Here is a 20,267-nt window from a genome sequence, read left to right as displayed (position 1 = left end):
GCAGCCCCACTGTTAAAAATCGTTCTTACTGTGGCGTTCTAAAAGTTGCTCAGCTTCATCACCCCACGTACGATTTACACGGCGACCTCGTTTAACTGCAGGGCGACGTTCAATTTGTTTTGCCCAGCGTAATACATGGCTGTATGACTCAACATCTAAAAACTCAGCAGCATCGTATAAATAACCCAGTACCAAACTGCCGTACCATGGCCAAATAGCAATATCGGCAATGGAGTATTCGCTACCAGCCATGTAATCATGATCACTTAAGTGACGATTTAATACATCTAACTGGCGCTTTACTTCCATGGTGAAACGGTCAATAGGGTATTGCATTTTAAACGGTGCATAACTGTAAAAATGGCCAAAACCACCGCCTAAGTAGGGTGCTGAACCCATTTGCCAAAATAACCAATTACGGCACTCTGTTTTACTGGTATGGTCGCTGGGAATAAGCGCATCAAACTTTTCTGCTAAATACTGTAAAATAGCGCCCGATTCAAATACGCGGGTAACTGGCGTGGTGCTATGATCCATTAAGGCTGGAATTTTTGAATTCGGGTTGACACTAACAAAGCCAGAAGAGAATTGATCGCCATCCGCTATTTTAATTAAGAACGCATCATAATCAGCGTCGTCGATACCAAGCTCTAATAGCTCTTCGAGCATAATTGTCACTTTTTGACCGTTTGGTGTCGCAAGTGAGTACAGCTGCAAAGCATGCTTACCAACAGGTAAGTCTTGTTCATGGGTTGCACCCGCTACAGGACGGTTTGTTTTAGCCCATTCTCCCCCATTTTCAGCGTCCCATTGCCACACTTTAGGTGGCGTATAACTGTCGGTATTACTCATTGAAACTCCCTAAATTGTGCTTTAATGAATGTTGTTACGAGATTACCATCCTAGTTGATCAACCTAGTCAAGGGAAGTAGAGTTAGAAAATAGCATTATTACTGAGTGTAATAAGTACCTAAGTAATTAAATTGAAAGTAATTTAATACCGAAGTCGACGACTGTTAAGGAGCATGAGATGAAAAAACACGGTTTGGCCATTGGTTTAGAGCGCATAGGTAGTACCTTTTACCTAACTTTTAAAGTCGTTGGTAAGCTTACCCACGCTGATTACGAAACGCTCACCCCTTTAGTGGATAATGCACTTAAAGCAGTGCCTCGCGCAAAAATTAGAGCATATGTAGATATTACAGAACTGGAAGGGTGGGAATTACAAGCGGCTTGGGATGACTTTAAATTAGGGCTGAAACACAACAAGGAATTTTGTCGTGTTGCGGTACTGGGTAATAAAAAGTGGCAAAAAGTAGCCAGCAAAGTGGGTAATTGGTTCACAACGGGTGAAGTGAAGTATTTTGAAGATGCAATAATTGCAACCGAATGGTTGCACGAAAAGGTAATCAGTGACAGCAACTAATCAATTAAAGGTAGCGACATTTAATTTATACAATTATTTAGCGCCCCCCGATGCGTTTTATGATTTTCAGCGTATTTATAGTGCTGAACAATGGGCTAAGAAGCAGCGTTGGTTGGCTGATTATCTTCACAATCAGCAACCGGATATTATTGGCTTTCAAGAAGTGTTTAGTATTGATGCATTAAAACAGCAAGTGAACGATGCAGGCTATGCGCACTTTGCGGTGGTTGATGAGCCGAGCGTTATCGATGAGTTTATATATCGAGACCCGGTTGTTGCAATTGCTTCTCGCTATAAAATTATGGCTTTAACTGAGGTTGAACCCGACCCTCACTATGCACAGCAAATGGGGCTTGTCGGGGAGTTTTGTTACAGTCGTCGGATTATTCGCGCCACGATAGATGTGCCACATATTGGTTATGTAGATTGTTATGTTGTGCATTTTAAATCAAAGCGTAGCCTGCTTAATAGCGTTGAAGATAACAGCAAAACCGAGGAGCAAAATCTGCTTTTGCAGCTAAAAGACCAAGTAGCAGGGCGCTGGGCGTCAAGCATACAAAGGGGCAGTGAAGCGGCGTTATTATTAATTGAAATTATCAATCGCAGATCACAGACAGACAATCCTGTTATTGTGATGGGAGATTTTAATAATGAACTGCATGATGGCGTGCTGAACCATTTAATTACTGACTCATTGCGATTCACCGCTAGTCGACATAGCAAGGCGTTTACCGCCAAGTATGCGCTGCAAGATAGTTGGCAACTTTATCAACGCCATGTTGTAACGGACAATGAGAGAGAGGCAACCCATTACTTTGGTAGCAGTAGTTCGGTGTTTGATTACATTTTGCTTTCTAGAGAATTTGATGCAGGCTTTCAAGGTAGCTTCTACGAAGTCATTGACTATCACACCTATGATCAGCACTTAATCAATCCACAATTTGCCTATGACGACCAAAGCACCGACCATGGTGTGGTAATGGTTACATTAGCATTAAGGAGTTAAATTCATAACTCCTCAAAATTATCGAAGATGCTGTTTGTCTCGCTTTGCAAAGAGATAACCGATAAATGCACCGCTAATAGCGCCGAACAAGTGGCTTTCGAACGAGATATGAATACGCTGCGGGAATACACCCCAAATTAAGCCACTATAAAGTATGACGACAGCAATACTGATGAGAATCGCTTTGAATGAGCGATGCATAATACCATAGCAAATTAAGTAGCCCCACAAGCCATAAATTACGCCACTTAAGCCCACATGTATATTGCTGCGGCCAAATATCCACACTAACAATCCTCCAAGCAATGCAGTACTGACAAATACCAGCCAAAAGCGTTTTACACTGTATTGACATACTAACCATGCGAGAATCGCAAAGGGCACTAAATTACTAAAAAGGTGTGCCCAGCCACCGTGTAAAAAGGGGGCAAAAAATATGCCTGAAAGGCCCGATAGTTGGCGAGGCAAGATACCTAAGCCATTAAGGTTTATACCGGGCAGTGTATTGATAATTTGTAGTACAAGACACAGTAGCATTATGCCCAGAATAGCGAACCGTTTACTGCTGATAGGGGGAAGTTTAGTAGCTGATTTTTCAGTCATGGTTGAAGGCTCTTAAATCAATTCGACTGAATCAGTATAACGTATTAAGAGTGAAGGTAAACACCTTGTTTTGCAAGGTGTTTACTGGTTGTTATCTCGCGTTTTTAGCCAAGTTTAGTAAGTAGTTTTTTAGCTGCAAGTTCTGAGCTTGCTGGGTTTTGACCGGTGATCAATAACCCATCTTCGATAGCCAGCACGCCCCAGTCATCGGTTTTTTGGTACTGACCACCTTGTTTAATGAGTTCATCTTCAACAAGAAGTGGTACAACATTCGTTAGTTTTACAGCCTCTTCTTCAGAGTTACTGAACCCCGTCACTTTTTTGTCAAACACTACCGACTTACCCTCGGCATTTTTGGCATTTAATAAGACGGCACTGGCATGGCATACCGCACCAACAGGCTTATTAGAGTTTAAAAACTGTTCAATTAAACGAATAGAGTCTTGGTTATCAACTAAATCCCACAGCGGACCATGGCCGCCTGGGTAAAATACAGCGTCGAATTCATCGGCATTCATTTCGCTCAACGGTTTGCTGTTTGCCATTAAGGTTTTTGCGGCGCTGTCTTCTTCAAAGCGTTTAGTTGCCTCTGTTGCAGCATCAGGAGCGGCACTATTTGGGTCTACAGGCGGTTGCCCCCCTTTCACTGATGCTAATGTAACGTCAACGCCTGCATCAATAAAGGCATAATAAGGGGCTGCAAATTCTTCTACCCAAAACCCTGTTTTATGACCCGTGTCACCTAATTCATCGTGTGAAGTAAGTACCATTAAGATTTTCTTCGCTGACATAATTAATCCTCGTTAATTGTTTAATGAATAGCGTTGATATCACTATAGGGGTTAAAGCTAAGTTTAACAACGCAGATAAAATTGACTTCATTGGTTTAATTATTGATACAATTGAGCGAGGTTTTAGGAGAATGCCATGAATGTATCGTTTGAACAGTTAAAAAGTATGGTGGTATTTGCACATATTGTGCAGCAGGGGAGTTTAACGAAGGCAGCCGAGCAACTGGGTCTTTCGCGCGCTGTGGTGAGTTATCATTTAAAGAAACTAGAGCAGCAATTACAGCTTACCTTATTAAACCGCTCAACGCGTACTATGACCTTAACAGAAGCGGGTAAAGTCTATTATGAGCGTTGTCACGCAATTGCTGAACATGCCCAAGCGGCTAATTTGCATCTAGAAAACTTAAAAAATGAACCTGTCGGGGTGATAAAACTCAGTTGCCCAGTGAATGCTGGTTTGCAGCTTATTGTGCCTGCGCTTGCACAATTTAAACGCTTGTATCCAAAAATCGATATTGATCTGCAACTAAGCGATGACGTTGTCGACATTATTAAAGAGGGGATAGATTTAGCGATCCGAGGTATTGCGCTTGCTGATTCAAGTTTACAAGCAACTAAACTGGCAACAATGAAAACGTGTATATGTGGCTCTGTTGATTATTTTGCCAAGCACCCAGTGCCCGAAAGCATAGATGATTTAGCGAACCATACTTGGGTTGTTTATCAGCGAAGTAGCGCCACGCTGAGCCTAGAAAAAGATAAGCGTCGCTTTGATGTTCCCCTTAAAGGCGGGATTAGCACTAATAATGCCGCAGCGCGCACGGCATTTGTTGAAGCGGGGCATGGTCTTGCAAAAATCCCTGTTTATGACGCGTGGCCAAAAGTAAAAGCCGGGCTTTTACGTACCGTGCTTGATGAGTATAAATCGGCTGATATTGAATTGTATGGTGTCTTCCCGCCGGGGGCTGCGGGAAGCAAAAAATTGCGAGTATTGCTTGATTACTTAAAGGATTATTTTGCTAATCAAGTTGCCACGATGGGTATTTAAGCAAACAGGGTTAACGCAAAGTACGATTAAACAATGCAACAGCTTGTTGGTACATAGTTAAAGCGAGAGCTGGGTCGTAACGATCTCCCTCATCGCGCATAAATGCATGTTGTGCGTTAACTTCTTGCCACTGGTAATTAATTCCGGTAGCAACGGTTTGTTGGTAAATTTTAAGGCGGCCTTCTTTTGGTACATGTGGGTCTTGTTTGCCCCAAATAAAGTGAATTTCTCCTTGTATATCTGCCATGCGCTCAAACGAGTTATTGCCTGATTGTGCGGGCAATGTGTCACTGTGTATGTCTGTTGCATATAAACAAAATGCGGCTTTGATATCAGGATTCAGTGCGGCACGATAAGCAAGGTGACCACCAATACATACACCCATCGCTCCCACATAGCCTGTGCAATACGCTTGCGCGCGGGCAAATGCGATAAGGGCTGTGGTATCAGTGTCGTGGCTTTCAAGTGGTTTAGCCCATTTGTCGGCATTGCCTTTATCTTTGCCTTCATCATCGTAGGCAAGCACCGTGCCGAGTGGGTTTAACTCATGAAAAACCTCAGGCACTAACACGATAAAACCATGGCCTGCGAGCATAGCGGCAGAGCGTGCAATGGGGGCTGTTTCTTGAAAAATTTCAGAGTAGAAAATAATACATGGGAATTGGCCTTCGACAGCTGGGCGGTAAATGCTGGTTCGCATCAGACCTGTTGGGGTATCTATGTCGTGGCTATGGTGTTGAATAATCATGTTAATCCTCTAAAAACGGTTTAACCAATAATACCTCAGCCCCATCTTTTGGACGAGTAAAAGCCCTTGAAATTTATTGATGCTCAGTTAATTCTCTGAGGCAGGGTACTGCATACAGCTTGCGTAATAGGTAAGAGTAGCAGGCCAATCAGAGAAAATAGCCATCACTCCCACTTGCTTAGCAAGGACGTCTATCACAGTCATCATTTGCCCATCTTGTTTAATCACAGGGGCAATCGACTGGTAATAATATCCACCACCATTATTTAATGGGCCTGAGCGCTCTAAACTCCAAGTAATGATGTTCAGTCCGGCTTGTTTAGCTTTCATAGCATACAGCGAGGGCACGATTTTACCTGACTGATCAAGACTTAATAGCATCCACATTGGCGGTGCAATAATGCGTACTCCATCGTCATACAGAGCCTGCATTGATGGCTGCCAGCTTGTTTCATCCATAGCATTAAAGTGTGCTTGCTCATCTCGGCCATCAAGGTAAATACTGTTGTTTGCAAATTCAGGGTGATTGTTTAGCCAATACTTCACATCGTTAAGATTAAATGATTGCGGATAAACATCTTGGCTATTCACGCCTAAGGCCTGATATTCATCAAGCATTTTTTGCGCGTAATCTTGCTGGCTAAAACCATCAAAGGGCATGCTAACTGCTGGGCTTTTTAGCTCAGGGGTCATTTTCACACCCAGTTCTTTAAACAGCGCAATACTTTGCTGGTGGGTCATTACAGTACCACTGTTTGCATATAAATCAGTGCGCCAGTTTGGCGTCCCTTGCAAATACTCTGCAACCGTTTTGGCATTTGGATTGGCGCCATCCATTTTTGCTTTTAACGTTAAAAACTCAGCTTGGGTGATATCGCTAGTGCAGCATTTAGCCTGAGCCGGTTGGCCGTCTTTGGCCGGGGTAAAAGGTTGGCTGCATTTTGCAGCGAGTTCTGGAATAGCTAAAATGTTGGTAGTGGTGTGTAAATCACATTGTGAATGACGACACACGAGTTGCTTATCTTTGGTAAAGGCAACGTCACATTCAAGTACGCCAGCCCCCATTCTTGCTGCGGCTAAATATGACTCTTTACTATGCTCAGGAAACTGCATGGGGGCACCGCGATGACCAATGACAAAATCAGTTTTGTAAAAAGGGCCATTACCGCATGCCGCAAGTTGCTGCTTTAACGGCCCATCAGGCATATTGTCGATTAAATAGTAAGGCCTAGCGCCAACTTGCACTGCCTGCTCCTCTGGCAGACTCTTACAACCTTGAATAATGAACACTAAACAACATAAAACCAGTGCGCGCATAACAGCATCCCTCTAATCGAATAGAGTTTAGCTTATCAATACTACGTGGCAGTTTTATTAAGTTTCTGATTTATAATAAGTGCTAATAAGATAATCGCCGCGCCGATGGCAAGCTTGATGATATCGGCATCACGATTCCAAATAACAATGTTAACTATTATCCCTGCTGGGATCAGTAAGTTATTCATTACCGCAAGCGCGCCAACATTCACAATAGTTGCGCCTTTATTCCATGCAAAGTAGCCAAGCCCAGAGGCAATCGTGCCTAAGTAAATGAGTACGCCCCATTGTGTCGTTGTGGTGGGCAGCTTGCTGGTATCGCCAAACAAACCGTAACAAATCAGTGCAACAATTAGGGCACCAATAAAGAACCAAGCAAACACCCGAGAGTGAGGGTGCTGCTCATCTTGCATCAAACGTTTGTAGGTTACTTGCCCGGTAGCAAAACAGATATTGGCAGCCTGAACCATTAACATACCAATGAGGTAGTTCTCATCAACGCCTTCGTAACGTATAGCGACGGCTCCCAAAATAGCCAGCATTGCGGCGAATAAAAATTTGGCATTAAAACGTTTTTCAAGCAAATCGTTTAATAAGGTGATGTAAAGCGGCGTCATTACCGTGAATAGTAGTACCTCTGGCACACTGAGGTACAAAAACGAATGGTAATAAAAGCTGTACATGACACCAAGCTGTACCGCGCCTATTGCCATGAGCTTTAGTGCTAAGGCTTTAGGGGTTTTTCGCCATTGTAAAAAGGGTAAAAACACGCACGTTGCTAAGCCTATTCGCATTAACACACTAAACCACGCATCTACTTGCCCTGCTAAATACACGCCAATAAGACTAAATGAAAAGGCCCACAGAAGGGTAACAGCGAGTAAGTAAGTCATGTTGTTTTAGTTTTGTTATAAAAGGGGCAGTGTATATGAGATAACAAAGAATTAAAATTGCCCATGACAATAATACGCAGCCATGGGCAATGGGGGGGGTTAGGGTTGGTTTGCCACGAACGCTTTTGCTTGCTGTTTTAATCTATCCAAAGCATTACGGTCGTAAAATGTGTTATGACTGATCACACCGCTAAGCGTTTTGGTGTTTCGAATATCTGTTAGGGGATTTTGTGAAAGCAAAATGATGTCGGCCACTTTACCTTTGGTAAGTGCCCCATACTGTTTCTGTTTATTTAAAAATTTAGGCCCCGCAAGTGTTGCTGATTGAAGCGTTTGCAACGGTGTAAGACCATAATCAGTAAAGATTGCTAACTCTTGGTGTAAAGAAAGCCCAGGATAGATAAACGAATTTAAAAAGCCTGCATCGGTGCCTGCAATAATGCTTACACCCGCTTGTTGTGCCAGTGGTAACAATTGTGCCGTTTTTGTGAAGCGAGCTTTTCGCTGAATGATTTGTTCAGGGGTATCTTTATTAGCTCTGTCTACACGCCATTGGTAGGTCGCTTTTAAGCCCTTGCCAATGTAATTTAAAAAAGCGTCTTGCTGATGATTATCTTCATCGAGATAGGCGGTGATCTTGCCACCAATTAAAGTAGGCACAACCGCTGTGTCGTTGCTAGCGAGTACCGTAAACTTTTCTCTGGCTGTAGATTCATCAAATTGAGCGGTAATAATAGGCAGAGCGGTGCGATAGGTGAGTTCTTTAGAGGCTACTTTGGCTGAAATATTCGCTTCGTTTTTGGCGGCTGCTTTTAGCATGTAAGTCATATGCTCGATGGCATCAAGACCTGCCTTGGAGACATCAGTCACAGACAACGAAAACGGGATATGACCTGAAATTTGGTAACCCCGTTTTTTAACCTCTTTTACTGCCTTTAGATAAAGCTCAGGCGTTAATGCACTGTCGGTAATTTTGATAAAGTCGACATTCATGGTGTCTAGCAAATCCATTGCTGCGTGCATTTCTTCAGTCGTCTCAACTTCTAAGTCGCCGGGCCAAATAGAGCCTTTTCCTTCAAGTTTGGGGCCTGATGTAAAAATAGTTGGGCCGACTAACTGACCTTGTTTGACTTGTTCACGCCAACTGAGAACTGACTCACTCAGATCAGCCGCAGCATCACGCACCGTTGTCACGCCGTGGGCTAAATAAAGGGGGAGTAATTGTTTGTTTTCTTCTATGAGCTTTTCACCACCGCCAAAATGGACATGCATATCCCAAAGACCCGGCATGACATACTGACCTTTTGCATCTATAAACGTTGAACTTTGATATTGGGCACTCAGTGGCTGGTTACTGCGTTGTATGATAATGCCATCACGAATAGCCAGTGATTGGTTTGCTGCGATTTCTCCAGTGCGCATATCAATGATCTGAGCGTTATCGATAACAATGTCGGCGTGCTCATCTGGGATTGATGAGCATGCAGCTAAAGCTGAGCAAAGTCCTAAAAGTAAAGGGTTTTTCATGTGTGAACTTATGTTTTTCTTTGAGATTAGCAAAAACGAGTTAACTGACAATTGCTTTGAGGTGAATAGGAGTAAAAGCGGGGTGAAAAATCAATTAATACTTAAAAAGTATGAGGGGTGCCCCTCATACTCTAAACAACATTGTGGTTATTCAACTAAGCCACGACGCTTTAATAACGCGTCGGTTGTTGGCTTTTGACCACGAAATTCAATGTAGCTTTGCATTAAGTCGCGGCTATTACCTTTAGATAAAATCTCTTTACGGAAGTGATCACCGTTTTCGCGAGTTAAGCCGCCTTTTTCAGTCATATGAGTGAATGCATCTGCAGCGAATACTTCAGTCCAAAGATAAGCGTAGTAACCTGCTGAGTAACCACCGGCAAAAGTGTGGCTGAAGTAGCAAGATTTATAGCGCGGCGGCACGGGGTAGTACGCAATACCATGTTTGTCTAACGCATCATGTTCAAACTTTTGTACGTCTGTGATATCGGCATCAACACCGAATGAGTGCCATTCCATATCAAGGAGTGCCGCAGCTAAATACTCAGTTGTATCGAAGCCTTGGTTGAACTTTTGTGACTCAAGTACTTTTGCAAGTAACTCTTTTGGAATTGGCTCACCTGTTTTGTAGTGCTTGGCATAGTTCGCAAGTACTGTCGGCTCAACATTCCAGTCTTCGTTTGCTTGTGATGGGAATTCGACAAAGTCACGAGACGTTTTTGTCCCCGCCAAACTTGGGTATTTTACGTCAGAGAATAAACCATGAGCAGCGTGACCAAACTCATGAAATAAAGTTGTCACCTCAGAGAAGGTCATCAGTGTTGGTTGGCCTTCTGCAGGTTTGGGGATATTTTGCGCGTTGTAGATGACAGGCTTGGTGCCTTTTAAACCACTTTGACCTACATAGGCACTCATCCATGCACCCCCTCGTTTGCCTTCACGTGCATATGGATCCATGTAAAATAGGCCAATGGCACTGCCATCTTCATTGAATACTTCGAACACCGTGACGTCTTCGTGATATACAGGCAAATCTTTACGCTCTTTAAAGGTGATACCATAGAGTTTATTCATGGCAAAGAACAAGCCATCGTGGATCACTGATTGCATTTCAAAGTAAGGCTTAACTAAAGCTGGGTCTAAGTCGTACTTTTCTTGACGTACTTTTTCTGCATAAAATGCCCAATCCCAAGGTTGTAGAGCAAACGTTTCACCTGATTTATTGATTACCTGTTGAATTTGCTCCGCTTCTGCTTCGGCTTTAGCAACTGCCTTTGGTGCTAAGTCATCTAAAATACCGTATACATTTTCTGGCGTTTTCGCCATTCGCATCGTCAATACATAAGAAGCCCAATCTTTGAAACCAAGTAATGCCGCTTTTTCAGCGCGCAATTTGGTTTCCTTGAGAATAATAGGGCCGTTTGTTGCTTGCGCACGATTTGCAGATGTAGTCCAAATTTTTTCACGCAGTTTACGATTTTCAAGGCTTTGTAAAATAGGTTGGCGAGTGGTGTTCACCAGTGTGATCATATAACCTTCTTTACCCGCTTTGTCAGCCGCGGCTGCAAGGCTTGCAATTTCACCGTCAGATAAACCAGCAAGTTCGCTTTTATCTGTGACTAAAATTACATCTTCTTTGAACGATTTTAAGAGATTTTGTGAAAACTCGGTTGAAAGTTTTGCAAGTTCAGCGTTGATTTCACGCATTCTTACTTTGTCTGCTTCGTTTAGTTTAGCGCCCGCGTTGATAAACTTTTTAAAATAAAAATCGACTAAATGTTTGTCTTCAGCACTGAGGTTTTCTGCATTGTCGTAGATAGCTTGCACACGATTGAAGAGCGCTTGGTTTAGATAAATATCGTCGGTATGAGCAGATAAAATTGGCGCCATTTTAGCGTCAATACGTTGGTACTCGCTGTCAGAAATTAATCCAGATAAGTTAAAAAAGGCATCGGATACGCGATCTAATAGCTCACCTGATAACTCCATTGCAACGAGTGTATTTTCAAATGTTGCAGGCTCTGGGTTATTGGCAATCTTTAAGATTTCAGCTTTTTGCTCGGCAATACCTGCTTCAAATGCAGGTTCGTAGTCGTTTGTTGATATTTTATCAAACTCAGGAGCCATATATTGCAAAGGGCTCGGCTTGAAAAATATAGACTCAGTATTCTTTTTTTGTGTTTCAACAATAGGTTGATTTTGTGTGTTAGCTTGCTCTGGACTACAAGCTGATAATAAAAATACACTAGCAACGGTGGTGGCTATTAGGGTCTTACGCATGATGGCTCCAATAATGTGGATAAATTTTCTATAATCTATCAAATTTTTGATGCCAAATAATAATATTTATCTTTCATTTTTCGTGTTTTAGAAATAATTAGTCGATTTGGTGTGGTTGGCGCTAAAAAAGCCATCAATTAGTGTGATGGCTCGCTAGATAAAAAGTGGTATACGCTGTCCCATATTGATGGATGCTTTAAAGCGTGCCATAAGTTAGTTGTAACCTAAGACAAACTTTTTCTCTGAACCAAAATTTTCTGGCATGGCGTTGCCGAACTCTTTGTTAATTAATGCTAATGAGTGTTCTTGTTCGGCAAGTAAGTTCAAAATGCGGTTGCGATACTCTAGACTTGATTCAAAAAGGTTTAAGTCAACGAGTGGCTGTAATGTTGCAAGTTTTTGTGTAAGTGTCATTTGTGACATTGTGCTCTCCTCATGCTATTAAAAGCTTTCACTATGTATATAGCACTTATGGTCTAAAAGAGTTAATAAATAGCGCTTTTTGCGCATAAAGATCTTAGAATTTACTAAGATTTCATCTATTATGCCGTGTTAAACTTAGTGACAACTGAATCAAACACGACTTTTTACTAGGAATGTTCATTTATGACCCTTGCTGATTTGCAATCTGCATTATCGTTTGTTTTGTTTACATATAACGATGTACAAATCACTGTGCTAAAAGTTATTCAAGTACCTTTGGTGCTGTTTTTAATGTGGTTTGTGGTCACATGGATAGGTCGATTAATTAAAAAAGCACTGTTGGCAAAAAACCTAGGGCCAGACACAGTTCATTTATTCACCCGTATTTACCTTGTTGTTACCATCGCAGTGCTTGTGTTTACTTCACTTGAGGTACTGAATATTCCGTTAACGGCATTTGCATTTGTCTCTGGTGCGATAGCCATTGGCGTCGGTTTTGGTGCACAAAATATCATTAACAACTTTATTAGTGGCTGGATACTCATGTGGGAACGCCCGATTAGAATCGGTGACTTCTTAGAAGTGGGTGATGCAAAAGGCGTGGTTGAGACAATTAATACCCGTTCAACTCGTATTCGTCGCAATGATGGCGTGCATATGTTGGTACCAAATAGTCAATTGCTCGAAAACACAGTCACTAACTGGACGTTGATTGACCGTAATGCGCGTTCATCGGTAAACGTGGGTGTTGCATATGGCTCTGATGTGGTGTTAGTTGAAAGGCTGATTAAGCAAGTGCTAGATGAGCATCCTGCTATTTTAAAAAAACCAGCCTCGTCAGTATTGTTCGATGACTTTGCTGACAGTTCACTCACGTTTAGTGCAATATTTTGGGTGTGTGCTGAGTCTGAAGCGCCGCTTCGTCAGGTACGCAGTGAATTACGCTTTAGCATTTATAAAATTTTTGCTGAGCATAATGTAACGATAGCTTTCCCACAGCGCGATATTCATATTGATGGGCAGATAGCCTTGAAAAGAACACATTCAAAATAACAATAAGAAAAGCGGCATTTGCCGCTTTTTTTACGTTGCCTCATGCAGTTTTTTAAGTTTAAACGACAGAAGCACCATGATGAGTCCAAACACAATCGCATAGCTTGCAACGAGCCATAGTAATGTAATGATACCGGCACCCGGATTAAACATAAGGTAGCCACCAAAAACAATTGAGATAACCCCACTGCCAATCAAAAGCCATTCATTGCTTATTTCTTTACGTAGCTTACTTGCAATGACAATTTCAATGACACCAATAGCGATAGCCCAAGCTGCAATAAAATAAAGCATTAGAATCGCAGTGACATTGGGGGCAAATAAGGTCACTAAAGCTGCTGCAATAGAAATTAGACCGCCTATGAGGAGCATCCACCATAGCGGGTTATCTTTTTTAGAAGCAAACGCTAACCAGGCTCTAATCGAGCCATCAACAAAAAAGTATGCAGCAAAAATAAACATCAATACGGCGAGGGATGCTTCAGGCGCAAGCCAGCCGCATAAACCAAAAATAATAGCGATAACACCGTGAATGAATAAGGAGGACCAATGTGGAACCAGCGAATTTGAAATGTGCATGATAATTTTCCTTTGCTTAAGTCTCTCTATAACTAACATTTCAGATACAGCTTGCAAAGAAATTTAATTATTTTTTGTACAGTTAATGAAAGCATGCTCTAATTTAAAAAGATAAATTTTTCTATGGTTTAAAGTTTTTCGGACAAGGAAAGAAGTGTGAAGAGTATAGCTAAGAAGTTTACGCTAGAGCTAGTTGGGTTATTACTGTGTTGCATGGTACTGTTTTCGCAGCCTGTGACTGCAACGACAACTCCCGAAGTGACCGTTAAGTCGCTTATCGATAAAGACAATAAAGAAGAGCACACCGAAACAAAACCCGAGAACCAAACTCAACAAGCCGTTACCTCACAACCTGATCCTAAGTTAGTTGAACCGACTGATGAATTACCGTTCGATGCCTTTTCTCGGATGACCCCGCGAAGTTCAATGCAAGGTTATTTAAAAGCAACCCGTGCTCGTGACTTTGAACGTGCCAGTTTTTACCTCGATTATCGTAATCTGCCGAAAGATGTTGAAGCTATTGGTAAGGCACAACTTGCCGAAAACTTATCTGTGGTCCTCGACCGAACCTTATGGGTTGATGTTGATAGCTTAAGTAATAAGCCAAAAGGAAAGCAAAAAGAAAGTGTACCGAGTTATCGTGACTTAGTGGGTGAGATCACGACATCACAGGGCAAGGTGCAAATTTTATTGCAAATCGTGCCAGATGAAAAAACAGGCAACCGTATTTGGAAAATTTCAAATGCAACGGTAAGTCAAATCCCCTTACTGACGAAAGAGTATGGATATAATCGAGTGGGTGAATGGTTATATAAGCGCTTGCCTGATGTCGAATTTTTAGGGGTAATGCTCTGGCAGTGGATTTATTTTGCATTCACATTTTTGTTATTTTTAGTGGTTGCAGTCATTTTAACGCGCATAGTGACCTTTGTGCTTGCGCATTTAAAGGTCCCAGTCGAAAAAGATGTAGTACGGTTTATTAACGGGCCTGTTTGTTTATTACTGGCCGTATTAATGTCGCGATCGTTAAGTGATCAATCTAATGTGACCATTGCCGTACTGGCTCTATTTCATGGCGCAACGGTGTTATTAATAGCTTGGGCATGGGTATGCTTAAGAGCGGTTGATATCGCCAAGCATAGGCTAAGTAATCGCTTCATTATGCAAGATAAACCACAGGGAGTGTTCTTATTACGTCCTGTAAGCAATGTACTTAAAACCAGCATCGTCATTATTGTGCTGTTTATGTGGTTTGAGAATTTGGGGTTTAATGCGACGACGTTATTGGCTGGTTTAGGGATAGGTGGCTTAGCAATTGCGCTTGCAGCACAAAAAACGGTCGAAAATATTATAGGCGCAATTACCTTATATATCTCGGCACCGGTCAAAATTGGTAGCTTATGTAAATTTGGCAGCCACCTTGGAACAATTGAAGAGATAGGGCTTAGAGCCACGCGTATTCGTACATTAGACCGCTCTGTTATCTATGTGGCCAATGCTAAATTTGTTGATATGCAACTGGAAAATATTTCTGAGCGAGAGCGTATTTCGTATCGGCCAAAGCTGATGCTTAGTGCAAACACACCCAAGCAGAACTTAGAAAGCTTCATGCAGGCAGTGAGAGAGTTATTAGAGAAACATCAACACATAGCGTTTGAGCCATGTCGGGTACGCTTTAAAGGCTTTACACCTTGGGCTTTGCAAGTTGATGTACTAAGCTACGTAGAGACTGTTGATTTTGCATTTTATATGGAAGTAATTGAGGAGTTGAACTTGGCTATTTTGGGGTTGTTGAACGAGCATCATTGTGAGCTTGCTAACCCAGAATTTGCGCGAGTAACCGATTAGTGGACAATGAACGCTTAAATGACAGTCGTTATCATTTGCGCATAATGTATACACATTCTTGCATTTAATTGAACAGGACATATGTCCGCTAAAATAAAAAATATTTGCATAAAATCCTCTAAATGTGTCGATGTTGTCGCTAACTGTTGTAAAAAACTTGTTTATTTATCATTTTTAATGCAGTAAAAGTGTCATAAAGTGTTATAATTGTCAGCGTTCGTTCAGCCTCTTTACCTCGTTTTGCACTCTCGATTAAGAGGTCCGCGCAGCTTATTACAAGGCGCGAAAAATTGGCCGAACCCGTCAAATGAATTGACGCAACATCATCACCGTTGAATAAGAGTGCATTAAAAAGGTTAAAACCCGACATGAAAGCAATGAAAAGATCTACGTTAGCAACCCTAATTAATGCGACGTTGTTCTCTGCAGTAGCAGGTACTTCATTTTCAACTCTTGCTGCAGACGAAACACCTGCAGTAAAAAGCAACCAATTAGAAGTCATTCAAATCACCGCGCGTAAGCGTGTAGAGAATGCACAGGAAGTGCCTGTTGCAGTATCTGCACTGCAAGGTGACAACTTAGATGCTTATAGCTCAGCAGGTATGGATATTCGCTTTATGAATGCGAAAATTCCAAGCTTATCAATCGAATCTTCGTTTGGTCGTTCTTTCCCACGCTTTTATGTTCGTGGTCTAGGTAACACTGACTTTGACCTAAACGCTTCTCAACCAGTATCACTTGTTGTTGATGAAGTTGTTCAAGAAAACGCAATCTTAAAAGGTTTCCCTGTATTTGACGTGGCTCGTGTAGAAGTATTACGTGGCCCACAAGGTACGCTGTTCGGTCGCAACACGCCAGCGGGTCTTGTTAAATTTGATACCGTTAAACCAACTCAAGAATTTGAAGGTTATGGCTCAGTTTCTTACGGTAGCCGTGGCGCAGTTGATTTTGAAGGTGCTGTTGGCGGTGGCCTAACAGATCGTCTATCAACACGTGTTTCTGTACTCTGGCAAGAAAAAGACGATTACATTGATAATCGTGCGCCAGGTTTTGAGCAAAATGATGTACTTGGTGGCTACACTGAAAAAGCAGCCCGTGTACAGTTCTTGTATGAAGGTAATGATTTCACCGGTTTATTCAACTACCATGTTCGTGATATGGATGGTAAACCAATCGCATTCCGTGGTAACGCAATTAAAGCAGGTACTAACGATTTAGTTGATGGCTTTGAGCACGATGTTGTTTACCATGATGCGGCTTCTCGTGCGACTCAACAAGTTGAGTCACAAGGTGCGAGTTTAAAGCTTGAGTGGGACATTAATGATTTAACACTTACGTCAATTTCTGCATGGGAAAGTGCTGAAATCTATTCACGTGCTGACATCGACGGTGGTTACGGTGCAAGCTATTTACCAGATATGGGCCCAGGTTTTATTCCGTTCTACTCTGAAAGTGCTGACGGCATCCCAGACCAAGACCAATATACGCAAGAGCTTCGTTTATCGAGCAACTATGCGGGTGATGTAAACTTTCAAGTGGGTGTTTTCTACTTTGACGAAGCGTTAACAATCGAAAACTTTAGCTATGATACCTATGGCGCTACACCTGGTGAGTTAAACGGTTATGTTATTCAGCAGCAAGACACTAAAGCATGGGCGGTATTTGGTTCATTAGATTACACAATCACTGATGACTTAAAAGTGACAGCGGGTCTTCGTTACTCAGATGACGAAAAAGAATTCTCAGCAAACCGTACTTTAAGCCCTGCTGGTGGTGGTGCATTATTCCTTACACAGAACCCAAGCGATGACCACGTAAGCTGGGATTTGTCTGCTAACTACAAGATTAACGATGACGTTAACTGGTATGCGCGTGTTGCAAATAGTTTCCGTGCTCCTAGTATCCAGGGTCGTATCTTATTCGGTGATGAAGTTACGGTTGCAGAGTCTGAAACGGTGACATCATTCGAAACAGGTATCAAGTCAGATGTACTTGACGGCCAAGGTCGTGTTAACGCAACTGTGTTCTATTACACGATGGATGACCAACAGTTAACTGCTGTGGGCGGTGGTGCGAACTTCAACCGCTTGCTAAATGCAGATAAAACAACTGGCTATGGTTTTGAATTAGATACTGAGTGGGTATTAACTGACAACCTAAATGCAACCTTTAACTTAAGCTACAACAATACAGAGCTTAAAGATAAAGACTTATCGGTAGCAGTATGTGCGCAGTGTACAGTAACAAACTCACTAAACAGCGCAGGTCAAGCTATCCTCGATGGTAACAGCTTACCACACGCGCCAGAGTGGATCTCTAACGTAACATTACGTTATAGCCGCGAAGTTGCTGATGGTGAGTTCTTTACGTATGCTGACGTGTCTTACCGTAGCGAAATCAACTACTTCTTATATGAGTCAGTTGAGTTTGAAGGCAAGCCATTAACAGAAGTGGGTTTACGTGCTGGTTATGCTTGGGCGCAAGGCGATAACGAATATGAAGTATCTGCATTCGTTCGTAACATGTTCGACGAGCAACAATCAATCGGTGCTATCGACTTCAATAACAACACAGCAATGGTTAACGAAGAGCGTTATATTGGTGCTGAGTTTAAAGTAAGCTTCTTCTAAGCTTAAACGTTACGTTTTTAAAACCCGCTTTATAGCGGGTTTTTTCGTTTATAAACCTTCTTGTTACTGATAAAGTACGGGTTATAACTTAATTTATAAGAGAACTATCATGGCTGGATTTTGGAATTACCGTGTCATTTTTTGTGAAGCGACTAAAGATGAGGCTGCACAATATCAAATTCACGAAGTTGAATATAATCTCAATGGCAAAGTGACCAATTGGTCTGAAACAGGTGCCGCACCGTTTGGTCATACTGTTGAAGAACTAGAAGCCGATGCAGACCGTTTAAAAACCGCTTTTTCAAAACCTATATTGAAAGTGGTAAGAAAGCAGCGTGGCTATGAGTTGGTTGATGTTGAAACGGGTGAAGAAGCTTTTGCAGAGCCACCTGCGGGTTTAACTGAGTAACATATTATATTTATCGAAGGTGCCAAATGGCACCTTTTATCTTTTAGACTGTAAAAGGAATGAGGATGACTTTAAAAGCAGTATTGTTTGATATGGATGGCACACTTGTCGACTCTGAAAGTGTGCATTTTAATATCTGGAATGACATTTTAGCGCCATTTGGCGTTCACTATGATGAAGCCACTTTTTGCCAGCGATTTTCGGGCAGGCCAACCCTTGAGGCAGCGAAAGAAGTGGTTGAAAACTATCAATTAACTATTTCGCCTCAGGCGCTTACAGACGCGAAATACACTGCATTTGGTCATTTTGTGAGTGCAAACTTACCGGCTTTAATGCCACATGCAAAAGACGTGCTTGAGCAAGTTAAAGAAAGTGGTTTAAAAATGGCCTTAGTAACAGGAAGTGCTAAAGATGAAGCGTATCCGATTTTAAAGGGATATGGCATATTTGATTGGTTTGATTGTATTGTCACGAAAGACGATGTTAAAAACCCTAAACCTGCAGGTGAACCCTATCAACTCGCCCTTAAAAGTCTGAATATTAATGCCGATGAGGCTATCGCTGTTGAAGATACATTTACCGGTGTTACAGCAGCAAATAACGCTGATGTTAGTGTGTTTGCAGTGCCTAATCACTTTACCGTTGAACACGATTTTTCAAAAGCAGCCGCGGTTATGGCAAATCTTCAAGAAGTTTTCAAATGGGTACAAACTAAACTATAATAAAGGAAAACGTGACTACTCGATTATGGTCACGTTGTTATTAATTACTGCAAGGAAGCAATTATGATTACCTTTATTAAAAAGCACCTGTCTGTGTTTTTACTCGTTATCAGTTTTTCATCCACCGCAGCAGTCACCCCAGATGTTCTCCTTGCTAATGTTTATGATGCAGACAAGGTAAATATTAATGATTACTTAGTGAGCGAAAAATATGATGGTGTAAGAGCCATTTGGACAGGAAGTAAACTTGTCACTCGTAATGGTCACCTCATCCATGCACCCGTTTGGTTTACAGCCCCATTGCCTGATGTTTGGCTCGATGGTGAGTTGTGGACGAAACGCCAAGATTTTGCCAACCTTAGCGGGATTGTTCGCACACATCAACCGAACGATAGTGAGTGGCACACAGTAAGTTATCAGGTATTTGATATGCCTGATGCTACGTTGCCATTTAGTCAGCGGTATCAGAATTACGCAGGCTTAGTAACGCAAATTAACGCAGAGCATATCAGAGCAGTCAAACAAAGACGGTTTACCGATAACCATCAGCTAAGCTTATTTATGGATGAGCTTGTTGCGAAGGGCGCTGAAGGCGTAATGTTGCACCTTGCTTTAGCTACACATAAAGCGGGTCGCAGTGATGCTTTGTTAAAGCTTAAGCCTTATCTTGATGCAGAAGCGGTCGTGATTGCTCACTTTCCAGGCAAAGGTAAGTATAAAAATATGTTAGGTGCAATTAAGGTGCGCAATGCCGAGGGTGTCGAATTTAAAATAGGTTCGGGGTTTTCTGATAAGCAACGGCAATTTCCTCCTGCGATAGGTAGCACCATTACTTATAAATATCATGGATTTACTAAAAATGGTTTGCCACGTTTCGCGAGCTTTTTACATGAGCGAGTACCGCTGTAACGTTTAAGCATTCAAAAATGGCCGCGACTATGGTAAATTTCGCGGCCTTTTTGTT

19 protein-coding genes are annotated in these 20,267 nt (G+C 42.0%); 9 read left to right on the top strand and 10 right to left on the bottom strand.

What is annotated here, in order from left to right:
• Window positions 1-12: 12 nt before the first annotated feature.
• A complete protein-coding gene (gene yghU, locus H3302_RS11020; RefSeq protein WP_182395201.1) occupies window positions 13-852 on the bottom strand; it encodes a glutathione-dependent disulfide-bond oxidoreductase in 840 nt (279 codons plus the stop codon).
• A gap of 178 nt (window positions 853-1,030) precedes the next feature.
• On the opposite strand from yghU, the gene H3302_RS11015 reads away from it, so the two are divergent.
• Together H3302_RS11015 and H3302_RS11010 are read left to right on the top strand one after the other, a co-directional pair.
• Window positions 1,031-1,426, top strand: coding sequence for an STAS/SEC14 domain-containing protein (locus H3302_RS11015; RefSeq protein ID WP_036966888.1), 396 nt, complete (start codon window positions 1,031-1,033; stop codon window positions 1,424-1,426).
• Complete coding sequence (locus H3302_RS11010; protein ID WP_036966891.1) at window positions 1,413-2,432, top strand: endonuclease/exonuclease/phosphatase family protein; 1,020 nt, start codon at window positions 1,413-1,415, stop codon at window positions 2,430-2,432. The genes H3302_RS11015 and H3302_RS11010 overlap by 14 nt, the downstream gene beginning before the upstream one ends.
• An 18-nt stretch (window positions 2,433-2,450) precedes the next feature.
• Here H3302_RS11010 and H3302_RS11005 read toward each other — a convergent pair whose 3' ends face one another.
• The gene (locus H3302_RS11005) at window positions 2,451-3,035 is read right to left on the bottom strand and encodes a rhomboid family intramembrane serine protease (protein WP_065978581.1); all 585 of its coding nucleotides are present in this window, start codon (window positions 3,033-3,035) and stop codon (window positions 2,451-2,453) included.
• 104 nt (window positions 3,036-3,139) lie between these two features.
• Window positions 3,140-3,826 (bottom strand): type 1 glutamine amidotransferase domain-containing protein, encoded by a 687-nt coding sequence (locus H3302_RS11000; protein ID WP_065978580.1) that lies wholly within the window; start codon window positions 3,824-3,826, stop codon window positions 3,140-3,142.
• A 136-nt stretch (window positions 3,827-3,962) separates the two neighbouring features.
• On the opposite strand from H3302_RS11000, the gene H3302_RS10995 reads away from it, so the two are divergent.
• Window positions 3,963-4,874, top strand: a complete 912-nt coding sequence (locus H3302_RS10995; RefSeq protein WP_118844482.1) for a LysR family transcriptional regulator — start codon at window positions 3,963-3,965, stop codon at window positions 4,872-4,874.
• Between the two features lie 10 nt (window positions 4,875-4,884).
• On the opposite strand, the gene H3302_RS10990 is transcribed toward H3302_RS10995, so the two are convergent.
• From H3302_RS10990 to H3302_RS10965, 6 genes are all read right to left on the bottom strand, one after another.
• Window positions 4,885-5,622, bottom strand: a complete 738-nt coding sequence (locus H3302_RS10990; RefSeq protein ID WP_182395200.1) for a dienelactone hydrolase family protein — start codon at window positions 5,620-5,622, stop codon at window positions 4,885-4,887.
• Window positions 5,623-5,709: 87 nt separating this feature from the next.
• Window positions 5,710-6,939 (bottom strand): glycerophosphodiester phosphodiesterase family protein, encoded by a 1,230-nt coding sequence (locus H3302_RS10985; RefSeq protein WP_182395199.1) that lies wholly within the window; start codon window positions 6,937-6,939, stop codon window positions 5,710-5,712.
• Between the two features lie 41 nt (window positions 6,940-6,980).
• Window positions 6,981-7,832 (bottom strand): carboxylate/amino acid/amine transporter, encoded by an 852-nt coding sequence (locus tag H3302_RS10980; RefSeq protein ID WP_182395198.1) that lies wholly within the window; start codon window positions 7,830-7,832, stop codon window positions 6,981-6,983.
• A gap of 99 nt (window positions 7,833-7,931) precedes the next feature.
• A complete protein-coding gene (locus tag H3302_RS10975; protein ID WP_182395196.1) occupies window positions 7,932-9,359 on the bottom strand; it encodes an amidohydrolase family protein in 1,428 nt (475 codons plus the stop codon).
• Window positions 9,360-9,506: 147 nt separating this feature from the next.
• Window positions 9,507-11,639 (bottom strand): M3 family metallopeptidase, encoded by a 2,133-nt coding sequence (locus H3302_RS10970; RefSeq protein WP_182395186.1) that lies wholly within the window; start codon window positions 11,637-11,639, stop codon window positions 9,507-9,509.
• Window positions 11,640-11,852: 213 nt separating this feature from the next.
• The gene (locus H3302_RS10965; RefSeq protein WP_036966917.1) at window positions 11,853-12,062 is read right to left on the bottom strand and encodes a hypothetical protein; all 210 of its coding nucleotides are present in this window, start codon (window positions 12,060-12,062) and stop codon (window positions 11,853-11,855) included.
• Window positions 12,063-12,245: 183 nt separating this feature from the next.
• Here H3302_RS10965 and H3302_RS10960 point away from each other — a divergent pair, with 183 nt between their 5' ends.
• On the top strand, window positions 12,246-13,115 hold the full coding sequence (locus H3302_RS10960; protein ID WP_036966919.1) for a mechanosensitive ion channel family protein: 870 nt from the start codon (window positions 12,246-12,248) through the stop codon (window positions 13,113-13,115).
• Window positions 13,116-13,145: 30 nt separating this feature from the next.
• Here the strand turns inward: H3302_RS10960 and H3302_RS10955 are convergent, their stop codons facing one another.
• Window positions 13,146-13,694 (bottom strand): HdeD family acid-resistance protein, encoded by a 549-nt coding sequence (locus tag H3302_RS10955; protein ID WP_036966921.1) that lies wholly within the window; start codon window positions 13,692-13,694, stop codon window positions 13,146-13,148.
• A 156-nt stretch (window positions 13,695-13,850) separates the two neighbouring features.
• Between H3302_RS10955 and H3302_RS10950 the strand changes: the two genes are divergently transcribed.
• The 5 genes from H3302_RS10950 to H3302_RS10930 all read left to right on the top strand — a co-directional run bounded on the left by H3302_RS10950 (window position 13,851) and on the right by H3302_RS10930 (window position 20,212).
• Complete coding sequence (locus H3302_RS10950; protein ID WP_259369853.1) at window positions 13,851-15,542, top strand: mechanosensitive ion channel family protein; 1,692 nt, start codon at window positions 13,851-13,853, stop codon at window positions 15,540-15,542.
• A gap of 368 nt (window positions 15,543-15,910) precedes the next feature.
• Window positions 15,911-18,172, top strand: coding sequence for a TonB-dependent receptor (locus H3302_RS10945; protein WP_182395184.1), 2,262 nt, complete (start codon window positions 15,911-15,913; stop codon window positions 18,170-18,172).
• A gap of 109 nt (window positions 18,173-18,281) precedes the next feature.
• Entirely contained in the window at window positions 18,282-18,581 is a 300-nt protein-coding gene (locus H3302_RS10940) for a hypothetical protein (RefSeq protein WP_036966929.1), read from the top strand.
• Window positions 18,582-18,646: 65 nt separating this feature from the next.
• A complete protein-coding gene (locus tag H3302_RS10935) occupies window positions 18,647-19,303 on the top strand; it encodes an HAD family phosphatase (RefSeq protein WP_182395181.1) in 657 nt (218 codons plus the stop codon).
• 63 nt (window positions 19,304-19,366) lie between these two features.
• Window positions 19,367-20,212, top strand: a complete 846-nt coding sequence (locus H3302_RS10930) for a DNA ligase (RefSeq protein ID WP_182395179.1) — start codon at window positions 19,367-19,369, stop codon at window positions 20,210-20,212.
• Window positions 20,213-20,267: the final 55 nt, after the last annotated feature.

The sequence above is a fragment of the Pseudoalteromonas sp. MT33b genome (assembly GCF_014117385.1).
Classification (GTDB): domain Bacteria; phylum Pseudomonadota; class Gammaproteobacteria; order Enterobacterales; family Alteromonadaceae; genus Pseudoalteromonas; species Pseudoalteromonas lipolytica.
The sequence above is the reverse complement of the archived record's forward strand: the minus strand, read 5'-3'. Positions and strand labels throughout refer to the sequence as shown.

Coding starts and splice junctions, on each gene's coding strand:
- yghU (WP_182395201.1), bottom strand. CDS start 852: ATGAGTAATACCGACAGTTATACGCCACCTAAAGTGTGGCAATGGGAC.
- H3302_RS11015 (WP_036966888.1), top strand. CDS start 1,031: ATGAAAAAACACGGTTTGGCCATTGGTTTAGAGCGCATAGGTAGTACC.
- H3302_RS11005 (WP_065978581.1), bottom strand. CDS start 3,035: ATGACTGAAAAATCAGCTACTAAACTTCCCCCTATCAGCAGTAAACGG.
- H3302_RS11000 (WP_065978580.1), bottom strand. CDS start 3,826: ATGTCAGCGAAGAAAATCTTAATGGTACTTACTTCACACGATGAATTA.
- H3302_RS10995 (WP_118844482.1), top strand. CDS start 3,963: ATGAATGTATCGTTTGAACAGTTAAAAAGTATGGTGGTATTTGCACAT.
- H3302_RS10990 (WP_182395200.1), bottom strand. CDS start 5,622: ATGATTATTCAACACCATAGCCACGACATAGATACCCCAACAGGTCTG.
- H3302_RS10985 (WP_182395199.1), bottom strand. CDS start 6,939: ATGCGCGCACTGGTTTTATGTTGTTTAGTGTTCATTATTCAAGGTTGT.
- H3302_RS10980 (WP_182395198.1), bottom strand. CDS start 7,832: ATGACTTACTTACTCGCTGTTACCCTTCTGTGGGCCTTTTCATTTAGT.
- H3302_RS10975 (WP_182395196.1), bottom strand. CDS start 9,359: ATGAAAAACCCTTTACTTTTAGGACTTTGCTCAGCTTTAGCTGCATGC.
- H3302_RS10970 (WP_182395186.1), bottom strand. CDS start 11,639: ATGCGTAAGACCCTAATAGCCACCACCGTTGCTAGTGTATTTTTATTA.
- H3302_RS10965 (WP_036966917.1), bottom strand. CDS start 12,062: ATGTCACAAATGACACTTACACAAAAACTTGCAACATTACAGCCACTC.
- H3302_RS10960 (WP_036966919.1), top strand. CDS start 12,246: ATGACCCTTGCTGATTTGCAATCTGCATTATCGTTTGTTTTGTTTACA.
- H3302_RS10955 (WP_036966921.1), bottom strand. CDS start 13,694: ATGCACATTTCAAATTCGCTGGTTCCACATTGGTCCTCCTTATTCATT.
- H3302_RS10945 (WP_182395184.1), top strand. CDS start 15,911: ATGAAAGCAATGAAAAGATCTACGTTAGCAACCCTAATTAATGCGACG.
- H3302_RS10940 (WP_036966929.1), top strand. CDS start 18,282: ATGGCTGGATTTTGGAATTACCGTGTCATTTTTTGTGAAGCGACTAAA.
- H3302_RS10935 (WP_182395181.1), top strand. CDS start 18,647: ATGACTTTAAAAGCAGTATTGTTTGATATGGATGGCACACTTGTCGAC.
- H3302_RS10930 (WP_182395179.1), top strand. CDS start 19,367: ATGATTACCTTTATTAAAAAGCACCTGTCTGTGTTTTTACTCGTTATC.